Source organism: Myxococcus stipitatus DSM 14675 (genome assembly GCF_000331735.1).
GTDB classification, from domain to species: Bacteria; Myxococcota; Myxococcia; order Myxococcales; family Myxococcaceae; genus Myxococcus; species Myxococcus stipitatus.
This window is the reverse complement of record NC_020126.1, coordinates 9734599-9752896: the sequence shown is the minus strand read 5'-3', so window position 1 is coordinate 9752896 and position 18298 is coordinate 9734599. Positions and strand designations below refer to the sequence as shown.

13 protein-coding genes are annotated in these 18298 nt (G+C 68.8%); 9 read left to right on the top strand and 4 right to left on the bottom strand.

Translation table 11 applies throughout. The features are described from left to right. Window positions 1–144: 144 nt before the first annotated feature. Window positions 145–1620, bottom strand: a complete 1476-nt coding sequence (locus MYSTI_RS37845; RefSeq protein WP_015353151.1) for a sensor histidine kinase — start codon at window positions 1618–1620, stop codon at window positions 145–147. A 145-nt stretch (window positions 1621–1765) separates the two neighbouring features. Further along, window positions 1766–2311 carry an ATP synthase F1 subunit delta gene (atpH, locus tag MYSTI_RS37840; RefSeq protein WP_015353150.1) on the bottom strand — a complete coding sequence of 182 codons (546 nt, stop codon included), beginning with the start codon at window positions 2309–2311 and terminating at the stop codon, window positions 1766–1768. A gap of 158 nt (window positions 2312–2469) precedes the next feature. On the opposite strand from atpH, the gene MYSTI_RS37835 reads away from it, so the two are divergent. From MYSTI_RS37835 to MYSTI_RS37820, 4 genes are all read left to right on the top strand, one after another. Continuing rightward, the gene (locus MYSTI_RS37835) at window positions 2470–4296 is read left to right on the top strand and encodes an Hsp70 family protein (protein ID WP_015353148.1); all 1827 of its coding nucleotides are present in this window, start codon (window positions 2470–2472) and stop codon (window positions 4294–4296) included. 2 nt (window positions 4297–4298) lie between these two features. Further along, window positions 4299–5468 (top strand): TIGR02266 family protein, encoded by a 1170-nt coding sequence (locus MYSTI_RS37830; protein WP_015353147.1) that lies wholly within the window; start codon window positions 4299–4301, stop codon window positions 5466–5468. A 155-nt stretch (window positions 5469–5623) separates the two neighbouring features. Then, window positions 5624–7735, top strand: a complete 2112-nt coding sequence (locus MYSTI_RS37825; protein WP_015353146.1) for a beta-propeller domain-containing protein — start codon at window positions 5624–5626, stop codon at window positions 7733–7735. Window positions 7736–7902: 167 nt separating this feature from the next. Next, window positions 7903–9306 (top strand): MATE family efflux transporter, encoded by a 1404-nt coding sequence (locus tag MYSTI_RS37820; protein ID WP_044282579.1) that lies wholly within the window; start codon window positions 7903–7905, stop codon window positions 9304–9306. Window positions 9307–9320: 14 nt separating this feature from the next. Here the strand turns inward: MYSTI_RS37820 and MYSTI_RS37815 are convergent, their stop codons facing one another. Together MYSTI_RS37815 and MYSTI_RS37810 are read right to left on the bottom strand one after the other, a co-directional pair. Continuing rightward, window positions 9321–10034: an esterase family protein gene (locus MYSTI_RS37815; RefSeq protein WP_015353144.1), complete on the bottom strand. Its 714-nt coding sequence runs from the start codon at window positions 10032–10034 to the stop codon at window positions 9321–9323. Window positions 10035–10209: 175 nt separating this feature from the next. Next, a complete protein-coding gene (locus MYSTI_RS37810) occupies window positions 10210–11718 on the bottom strand; it encodes an aldehyde dehydrogenase family protein (protein WP_015353143.1) in 1509 nt (502 codons plus the stop codon). Window positions 11719–12016: 298 nt separating this feature from the next. Between MYSTI_RS37810 and MYSTI_RS45480 the strand changes: the two genes are divergently transcribed. From MYSTI_RS45480 to cas4, 5 genes are read left to right on the top strand one after another with little or no spacing between them, the layout of a single operon-like run. Then, complete coding sequence (locus MYSTI_RS45480) at window positions 12017–14251, top strand: CRISPR-associated endonuclease Cas3'' (RefSeq protein ID WP_015353142.1); 2235 nt, start codon at window positions 12017–12019, stop codon at window positions 14249–14251. A gap of 12 nt (window positions 14252–14263) precedes the next feature. Then, on the top strand, window positions 14264–14929 hold the full coding sequence (gene cas5c, locus MYSTI_RS37800) for a type I-C CRISPR-associated protein Cas5c (RefSeq protein WP_015353141.1): 666 nt from the start codon (window positions 14264–14266) through the stop codon (window positions 14927–14929). After that, the gene (gene cas8c, locus MYSTI_RS37795; protein WP_015353140.1) at window positions 14926–16692 is read left to right on the top strand and encodes a type I-C CRISPR-associated protein Cas8c/Csd1; all 1767 of its coding nucleotides are present in this window, start codon (window positions 14926–14928) and stop codon (window positions 16690–16692) included. Before cas5c ends, cas8c begins: the two co-directional genes overlap by 4 nt. 38 nt (window positions 16693–16730) lie before the next feature. Continuing rightward, window positions 16731–17642 carry a type I-C CRISPR-associated protein Cas7/Csd2 gene (cas7c, locus tag MYSTI_RS37790; protein ID WP_015353139.1) on the top strand — a complete coding sequence of 304 codons (912 nt, stop codon included), beginning with the start codon at window positions 16731–16733 and terminating at the stop codon, window positions 17640–17642. A gap of 2 nt (window positions 17643–17644) precedes the next feature. Further along, window positions 17645–18289: a CRISPR-associated protein Cas4 gene (gene cas4, locus MYSTI_RS37785; protein ID WP_015353138.1), complete on the top strand. Its 645-nt coding sequence runs from the start codon at window positions 17645–17647 to the stop codon at window positions 18287–18289. Window positions 18290–18298: the final 9 nt, after the last annotated feature.

The window sequence follows — 18298 nt, the reverse complement described above, 5'->3', positions numbered from 1 at the left end:
AGCTAGAAGTCGGGGCCCCTTACCACGCACCCCCACCCGCTGCAATGCGCACGACATTCAGGGCTCTCGGGGCATTATCAACCCGGTAAGTCACGGCCCTCCCATACGGGGCGCACGGGACTTCCGGGAGGCGCGTTTCCGTCTCTAGCGGACGGGCGGCTCGCGGGGCAGCCAGACGACGAAGCGCGTCCCGCCCTGGAAGGACTCCAGCGTGAGCCGGCCTCCGTGGGCCAGGGCCACCTGCCGGGCGATGTAGAGGCCCAGGCCCAGGCCATCCGCACTGGCGGGACGGCCTCGGCGGAAGGGCTCGAAGAGGGTGGCGTGGTCCTCGGAGGGCACCGTCAGCGAGTCGTTGCGGATGGCGAGCGTCACGCCCCCCACGGAGCCCACCAGCCGCAGCCACACGGGCGTGGTGTCCGGGCTGTGCTGGAGCACGCTGCCCAGGAGGGTGTCCGCCAGCTGTGACAGTCGCGCCGGGTCCCAGTGGCCGCGCAGGTCTCCCTGCGTCTCCATCAGCAGCGTGCGGCCTGGGTGCAGCTGCCGCCGCTCCTCCATCACCCGCTCCACCAGCCGGTCCAGCAGGAGCGGCTCCGGGTGCACCGGCAATCCCCCCGCCAGCCGCGCCCGGGTGAAGTCCAGCAGCTCGTGGATCATCCGCTCCATGCGCCGGGCCGCTTGCGCCATGTGGCCCACCAGCCGCTGCTGGGGCTCCTCCATGCCGCCCAGGCGCTGCAGGGCGCCGGTGCCCATCTGGATGGTCTGCAGCGGCGTGCGCAGGTCATTGCCCACCACGCCCAGGAGCTGCTCCCGGAAGTGCTCGGTCCGCTCCGCGCGCTCCTCCGCCGCCTTGCGCCCGCTGATGTCCCAGACGGCCGCCAGCCGCACCTGCCGGCCCTCCCAGGTGACGTTGCGCCCCAGGACCTCCAGCGGGACGCGGCGCCCGTCGCGCCGCACGCACAGCACCTCGTAGGGTGTCTCCACGCCCCGTGTCACCGCGGACATCACCGCGGGCCGGTATTCGGGGGCGACGAACTCGATGATGTGGTGGCCGATCAGCTCCCGGGGCGCGTCGTAGCCCAACAGCTGCGCGATGCCCCGGTTGGCGTCCAGCACCGTGCCGTTCTCGTGAAGGAAGTACCCGTCACAGGCCACGTCCGCGACGCCGCGCATGTGGGACTCGCGCTCGCGCACCCGCTCCTCCGCCTGCGCGCGCTCCGTGTCGTCCCGCATCCACAGCACCACGCCCACCGGCACGCCGGCCTGGTGCGCGGGCGACAGCCCCACGCGCAGGTGCCGCTCTCCACTCGCGAGGGACAACGCGCCCGTCAGCGAGGCCTCCACCACATGCTCGCCAGACAGCGCGCGCGCGAGCAGCGGCGCGAGCGACACGGCGAGCTTGGGCCAGACGTCCACCAGGGGCCGGCCCAGGTAGGTGCGCGCCTCAAGGCACGAGAGGGACGTCAGCGCACCATTCACCCACACGGGCCGCAGTTCCCTGTCCAACAGGGCGATGCCACAACCTGTCGCGTTGAGCACCGCGCCCAGGAAGGGCCAGGCCTCCTCGGGGGCCACGGCGAACACGGGGCCACCGGGAAGGGGGTGAAGCAGGGACTGCGGCATGGTGAGGTCGTCCAGAAAACCGGGTGTTACCCCGCGTTCCCCGGAGTATACCTCCGTCCCAGGGCCACAGGAAATACCGGTTTGCCCCGGACTGCGGGGTGAGTGGACGACCTGGAGCGTTGGCTGCCGTACGGCAGCCCTACTCCTAGTGCTGCTTCAGCTCGCGACGCATGCCATCCAGCTGGGTGCGGAGGCTGCCGTCGTAGAGGATGCTGCCGACCTGGGCGGAGACGCCGCCGAGCAGGCTGGGGTCCACGCGCGTCTCGAGGATGACCTCGCGCTGGGTCATCTTCTGGAGCGTCTGCTTGAGCTGGGCCAGGGAGTCGGCCGACAGGGTGGCGGCGGAGGTGACGCTGCCGCGCACGCGTCCGGCACGGGCATCCGCCATGTCGCGGAAGACGCGGGCGATATCCGGCACGTAGGACAGGCGGTTGCGGTCCACCAGCAGCCGCAGGGTGTTGGCCAGCACGGCCTCCATCTGGGGGATGAGCTTCATCACCCCTTCCACGACCTGGGCGCGCTGGGTGCGCGAGTAGGCGGGGTTGTGGAGGACGTCCGCCAGCTCCGGGTTCTTCGCGACGATGTCGGCGAAGGCGGACAGCTGCTCGGCGACGGCGTCAATACGGCCCGCCTCCGAGGAGACATCGAGGAGGGCGCGGGCGTAGCGGCGGGCGATGGAGACGTTCACCATGACGGTGCGCGCCCTTAGCATGGTGCCCCTGGCCCGTCCACCCCCGTGGACTCCATGACGGAGCGGCCGAGGAAGCATCGAGCGGCGGTCAGCTCCAACGCGAGGGGGCTTGGCGAGGAGGCGTCAAGACCCGTACCGTGGGGTCCCGACAGCCCCTCATGCACGACCCCGTCATCGGCATCGACCTGGGTACCACCAACAGCGCCATCGCCACCGTCGAAGACGGACGGCCGCGCCTCATCCCCGCACGTGCGGGTGGTCGGCTCACGCCTTCCATCGTCGGCGTGACGAAGGGCGGCGAGCGCATCGTGGGCCAACAAGCCCAGGCACTCGCGGAGGCCCACCCCGACTCCGTGGTGTGGGCGACCAAGCGATTCCTGGGTCGCCGCTACACGCCGGAGCTGGTGCAGCAGGCCAAGGCGCTGGTGCCCTATCCGCTCGTGGCGGGCCCCTCCGGAGACGTGCGCGTGAAGCTGGCGGGGCGGGTGATGCCCGTCACGCAGGTCTCCGCGATGATTCTCGGAGAGCTGGCGCTCGACGCGCAGGCGCACTTCGGCCGCACCGTCACCAAGTGCGTCATCACCGTCCCCGCCAACTTCGACGACAACCAGCGCCAGGCGACGCGCGAGGCGGCCTCCATCGCCGGGTTGGACGTGGTGCGGCTGGTGAACGAGCCCACCGCGGCGGCGCTGGCGTACGGCCTGTCGCGCGGCTTCGAGGGCAACGCGCTGGTGTTCGACCTGGGCGGTGGCACCTTCGATGTGTCCATCCTCGACGTGAAGTCCGGCGTCTTCGAGGTGCGCGCCACCGGCGGCGACCCGAGGCTGGGCGGCGAGGACTTCGACCAGCGCATCGTCCAGTGGCTCCTGGCGCAGGTGGACGAGGAGTTCCGTCAGGGTGTGTCCCAAGACGCGCAGAGCCTGCGCCGCTTGAAGGTGGCGGCGGAGGCGGCCAAGCGCGAGCTGACGGAGAACGAGGAGGCCACCATCTCCGTGTCGGACCTGGGGGACCACTCCTCGCAGGGGCGGCGCACCACCACGCTGGAGACGGTGCTCACGCGCTCCTTCTTCGAGACGCTCTCGGAGCCGCTGTCCCGTCGCTGCCTGGAGGCGTGCGAGGGCGTGATGCGCGAGGCGAAGATGGACCCGCGCTCGGTGGACGTGGTGCTGCTGGTGGGCGGCATGACGCGGGTGCCGATGATGCGCCGGCTGGTGGCGGACTTCTTCGGTCGCGCGCCGTCCACGGACGTGCATCCGGATGAAGCGGTGGCGCTGGGCGCGGCGGTGCAGGCGGATGAGCTGCTGCGCCAGTCGGGTCAGGCGCTGCTCCTGGACGTGGCCAGCCAGAGCCTGGGCGTGGGCGTGCTGGGCGGGCGCGTGAAGCGGCTCATCGCGAAGAACACGGGCGTGCCCGTCGTCGCGCGCGACATCTTCTTCCCGGGCACCTCCGGCCAGTCCGAGGCGCGCATCCCCGTGTACCAGGGGGAGAGCGAGTTCCAGGACGAGAACCACAAGCTGGGCGAGGTGGTGCTCAAGAGCCTGCACGTGGCGGCGCGCGGAGATGTGCCCCTGGAGGTCGTCTTCGAGCTGTCCGGCGAGGCCATCCTGTCGGTGAAGGCCACGGACCTGACCACCGGAAACATGGAGACGGTGCGGCTGGAGGCGCGCGCCGGGCTGCCCCACGGCGAGGCGGAGAAGCTGGGCGCGGAGCAGGCGAACTACGCGAAGTCGCAGGGCGTGGTGGACGCGAAGCGCGCGGAGGAGACCTTCCGCAAGCTGCTGGAGCGGGGCGAGAAGCTGGCGCGGCTGCTCCAGAAGAGCGCGCAGGAGAACCCCAGTCCGGAGGCGGAGGCCGCGGTGGGCACCGTGCAGCGGTTGCTCGACGGGGGACGCTCCGCGTTGGATGGCAAGGACGCGGCGAAGTGCGCCGCCATCGCCCGGCAGCTCACGCAGCTGCTGTCCGGCAAGCAGGAGCCGCGCGCCTGACCATGAATGCTCCCACTTCCACCACGCGAGAGCCTGTGTTCGTGGTGGATGACTCGCGCACGGCTCGCGAGGTGGTGCGCCTGCACCTGGCGCGGCTGGGCTGCGAGCCGGTGACGCTCGAGGGTGGCGAGGCGTGTCTGGCGGAGCTGGCGCGCCGCGCGCCCATGCTCATCCTGATGGACCTGCGCATGGAGCGCATGCAGGGCGACGAGGTCTGCCGCGCGGTGAAGTCACACCCGGCCGGCCGCAACGTGCCCGTCATCATGTTCACCTCCGCGGGGGAGCCGCACGAGGTGATGCACTGCTGGCGCGCGGGCGCCGACGACTTCCTGCCCAAGCCCGTGGTGCTGGATGCGCTGCAGGCGAAGCTGGTGGCGGTGCGAGGCGCTCGCGAGCGCTCGAAGGAAGGGCCCCCGAAGGGCCGCCGGATGCTGCTCGTGGAGGGCGGACGCTTCCTGCACACGTTCCTGGGAGGCGCGCTGGAGCAGGAGGGGCTGCACGTCCTGTACGCCCGCGACGCGCAGGACGCGGAGAAGCTCGCGAGCGAGCACTCGGCGCTGCTGGATGGCTTCCTCGTGGACGTGTCGCGGTCCCCGCGGGAGACGCTGGCCCTGGCCGCGAAGCTGCGCGAGGTCCATCCGCGCAAGCCGCTGGTGCTGCTGTCGCGCGCGGAGGAGTCGGCGGAGGTGCTGGCCCGCGCGCAGGCGCTCTCGGGCGCGCCGCTGCTGGAGAAGCGGCACCTGGGCGCGGACGAGCTTTTGGGGCGCGTGCTGTCGCGGCTGGTGCCGGAGCGGGTGCCCCTTCGCGCCGCGGAGCGCGTGCCCTTCTTTACCGTGGTGGAGTTCTCCCCGGTGGGCGGCGGCACGACGCTGTCGGGCTTCAGCCACGACGCGAGCCCCGAGGGACTCTTCGTGCGCACCCTCACCCCGGCGCGCGAGGGGACGAAGCTGTCCCTGCGGGTGTTGCTCGCCGGACAGCGCACCCCCTGCTCCGCCGAGGCCACGGTGGTCTGGTCCAATCCCCCACGTCTCCCGGGCGCCTTCCGAGCCCCCGCGGGCATGGGCCTGCGCCTGGAGCGCATGGACCCGGCGCTGACGCAGCAGTTCGTCCGCTTCGTCCCGAGGACTCACGGTTTTCCTCCCTCCGGGACGCCTCGGGCATCAGGTTTCTGAGACGCGCGGGGCCACCGCCGCGTGGAAACCCCGAAGTTCCGAGACATCCCTTTGTTGGCATGGGGGTGGCAGGAGCGGCGCGGGCCCCAGAGACCTTCCGGACGCGTGGGTAGTCACATGCAGGTGGGGCCCGGTCGACAGACGAGAGGAGCCTTATGCGGCAATGGAAGCGCTACGGGTGGGTAGGGCTTGCGGCGATGGTGGTGGCGGGGTGTGGCGACGAGAAGCAGCCCTGGTGGATGGAGAACGAGCCGGTGCGGCAGGAGGCTCGGCTGGACGCGTTCTCGAGCTGTGAGTCCTTGGAGTCCTTCATCGAGGACACGGCGACCAAGCGCATGCGCGCGATGCTGGAGTCCTCGCGCCCCCGCGGCTGGTGGAGGGGAGATGGGGTGCCCTCCATCCCGAACATGGGCGGGCAGCCGGAGAACGATGGCTCCGGCTCACCTCGCGAGCCGGACGACTACACGGGCACCAACAACCAGGTGGCGGGTGTGCACGAGGCGGACTTCGTCCAGAACGACGGCACGAACCTCTTCGTGTTGTCGGGCTCCCGGCTGTACGTGCACCGCTCCTGGCCCGCGGAGCAGCTCACCTTGGCCGCGACGATGGACATCGAGGGCTGGCCTCGGGAGATGCTCTACGACAAGGAGCGCCGCCGGCTGGTCATCACCTCGCAGGTGAGTGACGGCCGCCCGGGACGGCCCTCGGTCTGGGGCGGTGGCATCGGGTTTGGAATGGTCGCGGACTGCGCGGGCTTCAATTGTGGCGCCCAGGGGGGCGACACGCTGAAGGTCACCGTGGTGGACGTGGCGAACCTGGCGGCGCCCCAGGTGGCGCGGCAGCTGTATCTGCCGGGGTCCTATCTCAGCGCCCGGCGCGTGGACGGCGCGGTGAGGCTGGTGCTCTCCGACGACTTCCGCTGGCCCGACGACGTCCGCTTCTACCCCGAGTACTCGGGGGAGCTGTACGAGGACAAGGACCGCCTGGACGAGGCCATCGACGCGCTCATCGCGAAGAACGAGCAGCTCATCCGCGCCCAGTCGCTCGACCAATGGATTCAGTCCGGGCGGAGCGTGGCGGCGGATGGGAAGGTGACGCCGCTGCGCCGCGGGTGCTCGGACTTCTATCGACCCAATGCCTCCAGCGGCCTGGGCTTCGTGACGGTGGTGTCGCTGGACCTGGACGCGCCCGGCGAGGGGAATCCCCCGGGACACACCAGCGTGGTGTCCGCGCCCGGCGAGGTGTACGCGTCCGCGGAGTCGCTCTACCTGGCGGTGAGCCACTGGTGGTGGTCGCAGCCGGCGAACGAGTCCGACCACACGTACCTGCACAAGTTCGACATCCGTGAGCCGGGCCGCGCCACCTACGTGGGCAGTGGCTCCGTGCAGGGCAGCCTGGTGAACCAGTTCGCGATGGACGAGTACGAAGGCGTCCTGCGCGTGGCCACCACGGTGACCACGATGCGGGACTTCGGACTGGGCAACACGTCGGGTCCGCCGGGCGGTGGGGCGAACACCGTCAGCCGCGTCGTCACGCTCGCGGAGCAGGGCAGCGGCTTGAAGGAGCTGGGGCGCAGCGAGGACCTGGCGCCGGGCGAGCGCATCTTCAGCGCGCGCTTCGTTGGGAAGAAGGGCTACGTCGTCACCTTCCTGCAGAAGGACCCGCTCTTCACGTTCGACCTGAGCGACCCGACGCATCCTCGCAAGGTGGGCGCGCTGAGCATCCCGGGCTTCTCCACGTACATCCACCCGCTGGGCGACACGCACCTGCTCACCTTCGGCGAGGACCGCGACCTGGACGGCGGCTGGACCAGCCGCGCGCTGAAGGTGTCGCTCTTCGACGTGAGCGACCTGGCCCATCCCAAGGAGGCCTTCACGCATCGCGTGGGGACCCTCTCCAGCTACAGCGAGGCGCTGTACGAGCACAAGGCGTTCAACTTCTTCCCGTCCAAGGGCCTGCTGGCCGTGCCGTTCATGGACTGGGGACAGGGCTCGGGCGACTACTGGCAGGGCTTCACGAGCGAGCTGCGCGTGTTCCGCGTGGACACGGCCACGGGCATCACGCCGCTCGGCGCGGTGTCGATGAACGACATGTATCAGCGCGCCAACGTGAACCGGTGGAGCGGGGTCTGGGCGCCGTTCGTGCGCCGCAGCGTCATGGCGGATGACTACGTGTACGCCATCTCGGATGCAGGGGTGCGCGCGGCGAAGGCGCCGTCGCTCCAGACGCCGGTGGCCACCACGTACTTCCAGCCGCCCGTGCGCTGAGGCGCTCGGCGGGCGACGGGACAAGGCGGGCTCCGGACGCGGGTTGTCCGGGGCCCGACCCATTCGAGGAGGCGTGATTCGCCTGGCGAAAAGTCAGGCGGGGGCACATGAATGCGTCCCTCGCGGGCCGCGCTTTCCATTTCGGAAGGCGCTATAGCCCGCCCGTCATGTCTACCGCCGTCCTACCCCCCCAGTCCGAGATTCGCCCGACGCTGCGCATCGAGTTCAAGGCCTTGATGAAGCTGGCCATCCCCATCGCCATCGCGCAGGCCGGTCAGGCGCTCATGGGGTTGGTGGACACGCTGGTGATGGGGCACGCGGGCACCTCGCAGCTGGCCGCGGCGGGGCTGGGGAACGGCCTCTTCTTCGCCATCAGCAGCTTCGGCATGGGGCTGATGATGGGCCTGGACCCCCTCCTGTCCCAGGCCATCGGCGCGCGCAACGAGTCGCGGGCCCGAGCGCTCTTGTGGCAGGGCGGCTGGCTGGCGCTGGCGGCGGGCTCGGTGCTGTGGCTGCTCCTGTTCGGTGTGCCGGCGCTCCTGCCCATGGCGGGCGTGGTGGAGCCGGAGCTGTCCCAGACGCGCGACTACCTCATCTGGCGCTCCCCCAGCTTGCCGCTGATGCTGGCCTACATGACGGTGCGCACGTACCTGACGTCCACCGCGAACATCCGGCCCTTGGTGGTGTCCACGTTGGTGGCCAACGTGGTGAACCTCATGACGGACCTGCTCCTGGTGTTCGGCGGCGCGGGGCTTCCGGAGTGGACGGGCCCCTTGCGGCTGGTGCCGGCGCTGGGGGTGAAGGGCGCGGCCATCGACTCGGTGTTGTGTACGGCGTTGCAGCTGGGAATCGTGCTCTACGCGGTGAAGCGCATGACGCCGCCGGATGCGGAGAAGCCCTCGCGCAAGCCGGTGTGGGCGGACCTGTCGCAGGCGATTCGGATTGGAACGCCGGCGGGGCTGCACATCGCCGCGGAGATTGGTGTCTTCGCGCTGGCGGGCATCCTCGCGGCGGGCCTGGGGCCGGCGAGCATGGCGGCGCACCAGATTGCCATCTCCTTCAGCAGCCTCACCTTCACCGTGGCGGTGGGCGTGGGCAACGCGGGCAGCGTGCGGGTGGGCTGGGCCGTGGGGGCTCGGGACGCGGCCCAGGCGCGGCTGAGCGGCTTCGTGGCCTTCGGCACGGGCGCGGCCTTCATGTCGCTCTGGGCGCTGGTCTTCGCCGTCTTCCCAGGCCCCCTGGCGAAGGTGGCGGGCGCGGCCGCGGACGTGCTGCCCCTGGCGATTCCGCTGCTGATGGTGAGCGCCATCTTCCAGGTGTTCGACGGCGTGCAGGGCGTGGGCGCGGGTGTGCTGCGCGGCCTGGGCGACACGCGCTTCACCTTCATCGCCAACATGGTGGGGCACTACGTGGTCGGCCTGCCGCTCACCCTGCTGTTGGGCTTCAAGATGGGGATGGGCGTGGTGGGCATCTGGTGGGGCCTGTGCATCGGACTCATCCTGGTCGCGTTCGCGCTCGTGTGGCGCTTCAACAAGGTGAGCTCCGGAGAGCTGCGCCCCATCGAGTCGTGACGGGGCTCGGGCGGCTACCAGGGCAGGTACTGCTGAATCATCTGCCGCCACACCGGCCAGTCGTGGGTGCCGCCCTGCCAGACGGCGAGCTGGTTGGCGATGTCCTTCTTCCACAGCAGGCTGGAGAGGTGCTCGTTGGAGGCGCGGCAGAAGTCGTGCTCGCCCACCGCGAGCACCATCTCCACGCGCTGGAGCGCCGCGAGCTGCTGCGCATCGTGGACGTTGGGGAGCCACTGCGTGGCGGAGTGGTGGTAGACGTCCGGGTCGTGGTGGCCGTCGAGGAACTCGTCGGTCTCGAACTTCCCGCCCATGGAGATGAGCCGCTGGAAGATGTGCGGGTGGCGCAGGCCCACGTTGTACGCGTGGAAGCCTCCGAAGCTGCACCCGGCCAGCGTCACGCGTCCCCCCGTGCTCCGGCGCGCCAGCAGGGGCACCACCTCGTGGAGGAGATAGGCCTCCCATTCCTTGTGCCGCGCGAGGCGGTCATGGGGATGGACGGCGGTGTTGAACCAGGACTCCTCGTCCACCGAGTCCGGGCACACGACGAGGTAGCGGCCGGACTGGATGCGGTCGGAGATGGCGCCGATGAGGCCGAAGTCCTCGGCCTGGTAGAAACGCCCCCGACTGGTGGGCAGGAGCAGCACGGGTTCGCCGGAGTGGCCAAAGAGCAACAACTCCATGTCCCGGTGCAGGCGCTCGCTGTACCAGCGGTGGTATTCGCGGTTCATGGGGCGCGAGCTTAACCGTGTCGCGTCAACGGCTGGCAATGCGTGGAGTCCGCGAGGCCGGCTCCGAGTGACAGGCGTTGGCGGAGGGTGGCGCCGAGGCGCACCTCGGACCACCAGGGCCCGGGTATTCCCAGACACGGGGGCGGGTGTCCCCCGTGCCGGGAAGGGGTAGGGCTCAGTCCGGCCAGTTGCCTTCCAGCGGATGCGGGCCGTCGGTGAAGGCGCGGACCAGGTGGGTGCCGCCGACGAAGGCGCCGGCCCAGGAGCCTCCCTTGCCGCCGAAGGACTCGTCCCGGTCTCCACGTGAGCGCATCTTGTTGATGCCGACCTTGAAGGCCTGGAGGCGGGACGCGATGCGCTGCGCGAGCTCCGGGTCATCCGACGCCACCGAGGCCACGAGCGCACCGTGGGACACGTTGGCTTCGTGGACGAGTGCGTCCTCGGAGTCCACGGACACGAGGATGTCGATGGGGCCGAAGGGCTCGCGGAGGTAGAGCTCGCTGTCCTGGGGGAGGCCGAAGAGCAGGGACGGGGGGAGGTAGGCGCCGCGCTCTTGCTGGGAGGTGAAGGCGTCTTCGGCGAGCTCTCCTTGGAAGAGGACCTTGGCGCCCTGGGCCTGCGCTTCGGTGATGAGGGTGCGCAGCTCCTCCGCCTTGCTGGGGGAGATGAGCGGGCCGAAGTCGACGGGGGCGCCGAGGAGGGGATGGCCGACGCGCAGCGTGGACACGGCGTCCACGTAGGTGCGCACGAACTTGGGGACCAGGGACTTCTCGACGACCCAGCGGGTGTATGCGGTGCAGCGCTGCTTGCCGAAGTCGAAACTGGAGCGGAGCTGTTGGCCCAGCGAGTCCCAGTCCGTGAAGTGGGTGATGGCGTAGGCATTCACGCCCTCCATCTCCAGGGCGTAGCGCTTGTCGGTGGCGCGCAGGCGACGGTGGACTTCGCCGCCGTTGGCTCGGCCGCCGATGAACGCGAGGCCCGCGATGCGCGGGTGGGCGACGAGTGCCTCGGAGAGGTCTCGGCCGCGTCCGCCCACGAGGGAGACGGGCAGGCCCGCGCGACGGAGCAGCGCGAAGGCGAGGGTGAGCGAGACGCCTCCACCTTGCGTGGGAATCTTGGCGATGACCGAGTTGCCCGCGAGGGATTGCACGAGGACGTTCAGCATCAGCACGGAGAACGGATAGTTCCACGAGGCGATGTTGGAGATGAGGCCGAGCGGCTTCCGGCTCTCGAGCATCGGGCCAATCTGTTCCACGTACCACTGGATGCCGGCGAGGCACCGGTCCACGTCATTGGCGGCGGTGGGGAGTGTCTTGCCGATGTCCCACGCGAGCAGCTTGATGAGCAGGTCGCGGTGTTCCTCGAGGAGCGCGACGGCTTGCATGACGGCGTGAGAGCGCTTGTCGATGGAGCGGGCGGACCAGGGGAGGAACTCCGCGGCGGCCTTCTCCACGCCGTCGGAGACCTGGGTGGCGTCGAGCAGGGGCAGCTCGGCGAGGACCTTGCCGTCGATGGGGGACACGGCACTGAACCAGGCGGCCGGGTGGACCCACTTGCCGGCGACAGGGGAGAGCAGGCGTCCCTGTGAGTCGAAGGCCTCGGGGACCACGCGCCTGGCTTCCGCGAGCAGGCGCTGGCTCTCGAGGTGAAGAAGGGGCCCGCCAACGAGTTCGGTATTCAGCATGGGTGCTCCTCCTCGTGCGTGGGATTCGCTCTGAATCCATGGGGCCGGGGCACACGGGTACCTCGGCGTGGGCGGAATATCGTCACGCGTGGGGCCGGGCCGCTGGGATGGGCGGACGAGGGCTCGTGGGCTTGGTTTCGCTTCGGATGCCCGTCAATACCACTGAAGAGGGAGAGAAGACCCGCGGGGGGAATGGCATAGCTCGATGACTTGCCAGGAATTGGGTCGCGGGCGGGTGTTTGTGGTGTGAATGACAGACTTGGGCCGGCAGGTCAGGTCAGGTCGGGTCGGAGGCTGTATGGCTGATGATGAACAGCCGTGTGTCTTGACGCGAGAGCCCCTGGCCCATGTGACGGAGGCAGAGGGACGTCCCCATCTCCTCAAGGAGCACCTGGAGGCCGTCGGGCGGCTGGCGGCGGAGTTCGCGCCTCGCGAGGACATGAAGGTGCCCGCCTTGGCGACGGGGCGCTGGCATGACCTTGGAAAATACCGACGGCACTTCCAGAACCGCATCCGCGAGGAGAACGGCTTCGAGGCCCACCTGGAGCCGGACCAGGGTGGAGATCGTGACCACTCCACGGCGGGGGCGCTGTGGGCGTTGCGGGAGGACGCTCGACTGCTCCCGATGGCGATGGCCATCGCGGGACACCACTGCGGACTGTCGGACCTGGAGAAGTTCAAGGAGCGGGTGCGGCGGCCGGAGAAGACGGCTCAGCTCCAGGATGCGCTGGCGCAAGGCATTCCGAAGGACATCCAAGCGACGCCCTCGGGATTCTCCGTCGAGCCGCTGCTGAAGCTGTCTCCGCATCGGCTGGAGTTCTGGACGCGGATGTTGTTCTCGGCGCTTTGTGACGCGGACTTCCTCGACACCGAGTGGTTCTTCGACGCCAGCCGAGGTGCGGAACGGAAGGTGGAGGTGACGCTGGCGCAGCTCGCCGATGGGCTCCGCGCTTCTCTCGACAGGAAGCAGAGTGGTGCTCCGGACACGGTGGTGAACCAGGTCCGGCGAGAGGTGCTCTCCGCCGTTCTCGCGGCGGCGCCGAGTGCTCCCGGAGTCTTCAGCCTCACGGTGCCCACGGGGGGCGGGAAGACGCTGACGTCCATGGCGTTCGCGTTGGAGCACGCACGGGTTCATGGACACCGGCGCGTCATCGTCGGGATTCCCTACACCTCCATCATCGAGCAGAGCGCGGCCGTCTATCGAGAGGCTTTCGGTGAGCTCGGGCATGCCGTCATCGAGCACCACTCGGCCGTGGACCCATTGAAGGAGACGGCGCTCAATCGGGTCGCGAGTGAGAACTGGGATGCGCCGGTCATCGTCACCACCACGGTGCAGCTCCTGGAGAGCCTCTTCGCCCATCGCCCGTCGGCGTGCCGGAAGCTGCACAACATCGCTCACAGCGTCATCGTGCTCGACGAGGCGCAGACACTTCCTCCGTCGCTGCTGACGACCATCCTGGATGGGCTGGGGACGTTGGTGGAGGACTACGGCTGCTCGGTGGTCATCTGCACCGCCACGCAGCCCGCGCTGGGGCGGCGTCCGGCGCTCCCGGAGGGCTTTGCCTCGATTCGAGAGCTGGTGCCGCCAGAGGTGCGCGCCTTCGAGCGCTTGCGCCGGGTGAGGGTGCGGTGGCCGTCGAGTCGCGAGCCGACCTCCTATGCCGAGCTCGCCGAAGCCGTGGCGCGTGAGCAGGACGTGCTCGTGGTGGTTCATCGGCGCGACGACGCGCGCAGGCTCTGTGCCTTGGTGGATGCGCTGGTGGGCGGGGAGGGGAGGCCCCTGCACTTGTCCGCGTTGATGTGCCCCGAGCATCGCGCGGTGGTGCTCGAGGACATCAAGGCTCGCAAGCGGCGCGGTGAGCCCGTGCGGCTCGTGGCGACGCAGTTGGTGGAGGCTGGGGTGGACCTGGACTTCGCCGTTGTCTACCGAAGCATGGCGGGGATGGATGCGCTGGGGCAGGCCGCTGGACGATGCAATCGGGAGGGACTCCTCGCTGGGTTGGGGGAGCTTCGTGTCTATGAGGCGGAGACGGCACCTCCGCCGGGGGTGCTCCGCGCGGCGGTGGATGTCACTCGGACGTTGTTGATGCAGCGGCCCGACCTGGACCTCTTCGCTCCCGAGAGCTTCCGGCTGTTCTTCGAGCGGCTGTATGCGAACGCGAGCCGTGACGGCAAGGGCATCCAGGACTCGCGCAAGACGCTTCAGTTCGAGGCGGTCGCTGGGAAGTTCAAGCTCGTCGAGGACGGGTGGAGCGCGCCTGTTGTCGTGCCTTACGCGGGCTGCGAGCCGTGGTTGGAGGCGCTGAAGAAAGCAGGGCCATCGCGCGAGCGGCTGCGGGCCTTGCAGCGCTTCACGGTGACGGTGCCTCGCAAGGTGCGCGAGGCGTGGGTCGCGCGGGAGTTTGCCCAGGTGGCTTCAGACACGGTGGTGTTCCTGGGGCCGGAATATCGAAGCACGGCATACGACCCTCGGTTTGGCCTGATGCCCGACAAGGTCGGGGTTCTCGACCCGGGCACGCTCATCCCCGGCTGACAGGAGATGCGGATGAAGACAGCAGCGAGCAAGCGATTCCGCGTGCGGGCCCGTGGGCCCGTGGCGTGCTTCACGCGACCCGAGATGAAAGCCGAGCGGGTCAGCTACGAGGTGATGACACCTTCCGCGGCGCGGGGCGTGCTGGAGGCGATTCTGTGGAAGCCGGCGATTCGCTGGCAGGTCCATGAGATTGCCGTCATCGCGCCGGTGCGCTGGATGAGCTTCCGGCGCAACGAGGTGAACAGCCGCGCCACGGTGAGGAAGTTCGACTACGCGGCGGACGAGGACCGGGCACAGCGCAACACGGTGGCGCTGCGTGACGTGGACTACGTCATCACCGCGTCCTTCTCTCTCGTGCCAGGCAAGGCGGGAGCGGAGGAGAACCTCCGCAAGTTCGAGGAGATGTTCGAGCGGCGGTTGGAGAAGGGGCAGTACTTCCATGCGCCCTATCTGGGCTGCCGCGAGTTCGCGGCGCGAGTGGAGGTTCCGCCTGATGTCCTGACGCCCTCGGACGCCACGGTGGGGCGCAGGCCGCTGGGGTTGATGTTCTACGACTTCGCTTTCGGTGACTCGGGCCGTGCGACGCGGCCGCTGTTCTTCGATGCGTACCTGGACCGGGGCGTGCTCCAGGTGCCGCCATGGGCGCAGGTGCTGGAGCGCAATGGAGGCACGCCATGATGCTGGCGGCACTCAATGCCTTCGCACAGGAGCGAGGCCTCGCGGACGACCCGCTCTACGAGCATCGGCCGGTGGACTTCCTCATTCGGGTGAGTGCGAAGGGGAAGTTCCAAGGGTTGGAGTCCACCCAGGATGAGCGTGGGAAGGGAGTTTCCATGCTCATTCCCCGCATCCCACAGCGGGCAGTGAACATCGCCGCGGGGTTCCTGGCGGACAACTCGAAGTACGTGCTGGGGTACGAGGAGGCGCCCGCGCCGCGGACTGGAAAGGCGGGCAAGGGCGCGGTGCGGTTTGAAGCCTTCCTGAAGCTCGTGCGTGAGGCGGTCTCGGAGCTGAATGTTCCGGAGCTCCGAGCAGTGGAGCTGTTCCTGGCGAGCGACGCTTCGAGGGAGCAGGCACTCGCGGAGAGGGCGAAGGAGGAGTGGACGGGCTCGGAGATGCTCGCATTCGTCGTGGGGGACTCGCTGGAGCCTGTGCACCTGCTGCCCGAGGTCCGTGACTGGTGGGAGAAGCGAGGGGCGGAGGAGGCGGCGCAAGGGCGAATGGGGCTGTGCCTGGTGACCGGCAAGACGGGCGTGCTGGCGGAGACACATCCCAAGTTGAAGAACGTGCCGGAGGCTCAGCGCGCTGGGGCGGCCCTGGTGTCCTTCAATGCCAGAGCGTTCGAGTCCCAGGGATTCGAGCAGGGGGATAACGCTCCCATCTCCCGACAAGCGGCATTGGGGTACGTGCTCGCGCTGAACGACCTGCTGCGGAAGTCGGAGGACCGCCGCTACCGGCAGGGCATTCAGGTGGGGGACGACTCGGTGCTGGTGTTCTGGACGAACAGCACGGCGAAGGAGGAGTGCGCTCTCCTCTCCTGGCTGGACCCGTCGGAGGTCGATCTTCGCCGCTATCTCGAGGCCCCTTTTCGAGGACTGGAACCGAGTGCGCTGGACACGCGGAGGTTCTATTCCGTGACGCTCGCGGGGAACTCGGGCCGCGTCGCGGTACGTGACTGGTTCCAGACGAGCGTGGGTGAAGTGAAACAGAATCTCCGGCGGTACTTCGCGGACCTGCGGTTGGGGGCAGGTCCAGCGGAGAAACCCACCCCTGTCTGGAGACTGCTCAAGGCCGTGGAAGCCCCCTCGGGAAGAGGGCTCAGTCCCGATGTCTCGACGCGGATGTTGGGGGCGGCGCTTCGGGGCCAACCGTTTCCTCGACAGCTTCTCTCCGCGGCGTTGGACCGGCTCCAGCTTCCGCCATCGGACGACAAGTTCGAGCGCGAGCAACTCCGCCTTCGTGTCGCGCTCATCAAGGCCACCCTCATTCGTCTTCCCCGAAGTGGAACCGCTTCCCTGGAGGTCTCCGTGTCATTGGACAAGACAAACTCGTCGCAGCCCTATGTTCTGGGACGCCTGTTCGCGGTGCTGGAGCGGTTGCAAGGGGCAGCGCAGGGAGACATCAACGCGACCATCCGAGATCGCTACTTCGGCGCGGCTTCACGCAGCCCGATGACTGTCTTCCCTCGCCTCTTGCAGCTCTCCGTGCACCACGTCTCGAAGGCGGAGTCCGAGAGGAAGGGCTCGGGCAAGCGCCTCGAGCGAATCAAGGGCGAGGTCATGGCGTTGCTCGACTCCAAGGTGTTCCCACGCATCTTCTTCCTGGAGGAACAGGGCTTGTTTGCCGTGGGCTACTACCACCAGCGCGAGGACCTCTTCGCCAAGCACGCGCCATCCGAGTCGATGTCCTCGGACGATGAACCTTCTGACGACACTGAGTGATGAAGCCGACTCCCACCCATTCCAAGGAAGTGAATACCATGTCCGAGTTCAAGAACCGCTACGACTTCGTCCTGCTGTTCGACGTCCAGGATGGAAACCCCAATGGGGACCCGGATGCCGGAAACCTGCCGCGCATCGACCCGGAGACAGGGCACGGGCTGGTCACCGACGTGTGTCTCAAGCGCAAGGTGCGCAACTTCATCCAGCTCACCCAGGAGAAGAAACCGGGCCTGGACATCTTCGTGAAGGAGAAGGCCATCCTGAACGTGTCCATCAATGACGCCTACAAGGGATTGGGCATCGACCTGAACGAGAAGCCGACGAAGACGGAGGATGGGAAGAAGCGCGACTCGAAAGGCAAGGCTCAGGGCTCGGAGGTGGAGCAGGGCCGGACGTGGATGTGCAAGACGTTCTTCGACGTGCGGACCTTTGGCGCGGTGATGTCCACGGGCGCCAATGCCGGGCAGGTGCGAGGGCCGGTGCAGCTCACGTTCGCGCGCTCGGTGGCGCCCATTGTCTCGTTGGAGCACGCCATCACCCGCATGGCGGTGGCCACCGAGGCCGAGGCTGAGAAGCAAGGCGGAGACAACCGGACCATGGGCCGGAAGAACACGGTGCCTTACGGGCTCTACCGCGCGCATGGCTTCGTGTCGCCACACCTGGCCAGACAGACGGGCTTCAGTCCGACGGACCTGGAGCTTCTGTTCAAGTCGTTTGCTCACATGTTCGAGCTGGACCGCAGCGCGGCGCGCGGGCTGATGGCCATGCGCAAGGTCATCGTGTTCAAGCATGGGTCGGAGCTCGGCAATGCGCCCGCACACGCGCTGTTCGACCGCGTCAAGGTGGCGCCTGTGCAGGCCGAGAAGCCGGCGCGCGCCTTCACGGACTACGCGGTGGTGGTGGAGACGGCCGGGTTGCCCCAGGGCATCGAGGTGATGGACCTGGTGTGACGATGGAGCCTCGCGAGACCTGGGTTGCGTTGTCGGCCTTGCAGCACCTGCTGTTCTGTGAACGGCAGGCGGCGCTCATCCACGTGGAACGGCTGTGGGTGGAGGACGTCAACACCGCCCAGGGGCGCCTGCTTCATGAACGCGTGGATCTCCCAGGACATGATGCTCGGCCGGGCCGGCGCGTGGAGCGCGCGGTCCGGCTGGGCTGTCAGCGCTTGCGGCTGACCGGGCGCGCGGACCTGGTCGAGTACCACCCTGATGGCACGAGCCCCACGGGATGGAGGCCCTTCCCGGTGGAGGTGAAGCGCGCGCGGCGGAAGTCGGAAGAGGCGGACCGCGTGCAGCTCTGTGCGCAGGCGCTGTGCCTGGAGGAGATGCACGGTGTCGATGTTCCCGAGGGGGCGCTCTTTCATGGCGCGGAGCATCGGCGGCAGGCGGTGCGGTTCGATGCGCGGCTGCGGACGCTGACAGAGGATGCTGTAGCGCGAATGCATGAGCTGCTGGCTCGGTGCCAGGTCCCCGCTGTTCCGCGGGCACCGAAGTGCGAGAAGTGTTCGCTGGAGTCGATGTGCCTGCCGCAGGTCACCGCGGGGCAGCGGCGAGCCTCCGACCATCTGAGGCGCATGGTGGAGCCGGTGGAGTTCTGAAGGCCGGGC

Coding starts and splice junctions, on each gene's coding strand:
- MYSTI_RS37845 (WP_015353151.1), bottom strand. CDS start 1,620: ATGCCGCAGTCCCTGCTTCACCCCCTTCCCGGTGGCCCCGTGTTCGCC.
- atpH (WP_015353150.1), bottom strand. CDS start 2,311: ATGGTGAACGTCTCCATCGCCCGCCGCTACGCCCGCGCCCTCCTCGAT.
- MYSTI_RS37835 (WP_015353148.1), top strand. CDS start 2,470: ATGCACGACCCCGTCATCGGCATCGACCTGGGTACCACCAACAGCGCC.
- MYSTI_RS37830 (WP_015353147.1), top strand. CDS start 4,299: ATGAATGCTCCCACTTCCACCACGCGAGAGCCTGTGTTCGTGGTGGAT.
- MYSTI_RS37825 (WP_015353146.1), top strand. CDS start 5,624: ATGCGGCAATGGAAGCGCTACGGGTGGGTAGGGCTTGCGGCGATGGTG.
- MYSTI_RS37820 (WP_044282579.1), top strand. CDS start 7,903: ATGTCTACCGCCGTCCTACCCCCCCAGTCCGAGATTCGCCCGACGCTG.
- MYSTI_RS37815 (WP_015353144.1), bottom strand. CDS start 10,034: ATGAACCGCGAATACCACCGCTGGTACAGCGAGCGCCTGCACCGGGAC.
- MYSTI_RS37810 (WP_015353143.1), bottom strand. CDS start 11,718: ATGCTGAATACCGAACTCGTTGGCGGGCCCCTTCTTCACCTCGAGAGC.
- MYSTI_RS45480 (WP_015353142.1), top strand. CDS start 12,017: ATGGCTGATGATGAACAGCCGTGTGTCTTGACGCGAGAGCCCCTGGCC.
- cas5c (WP_015353141.1), top strand. CDS start 14,264: ATGAAGACAGCAGCGAGCAAGCGATTCCGCGTGCGGGCCCGTGGGCCC.
- cas8c (WP_015353140.1), top strand. CDS start 14,926: ATGATGCTGGCGGCACTCAATGCCTTCGCACAGGAGCGAGGCCTCGCG.
- cas7c (WP_015353139.1), top strand. CDS start 16,731: ATGTCCGAGTTCAAGAACCGCTACGACTTCGTCCTGCTGTTCGACGTC.
- cas4 (WP_015353138.1), top strand. CDS start 17,645: ATGGAGCCTCGCGAGACCTGGGTTGCGTTGTCGGCCTTGCAGCACCTG.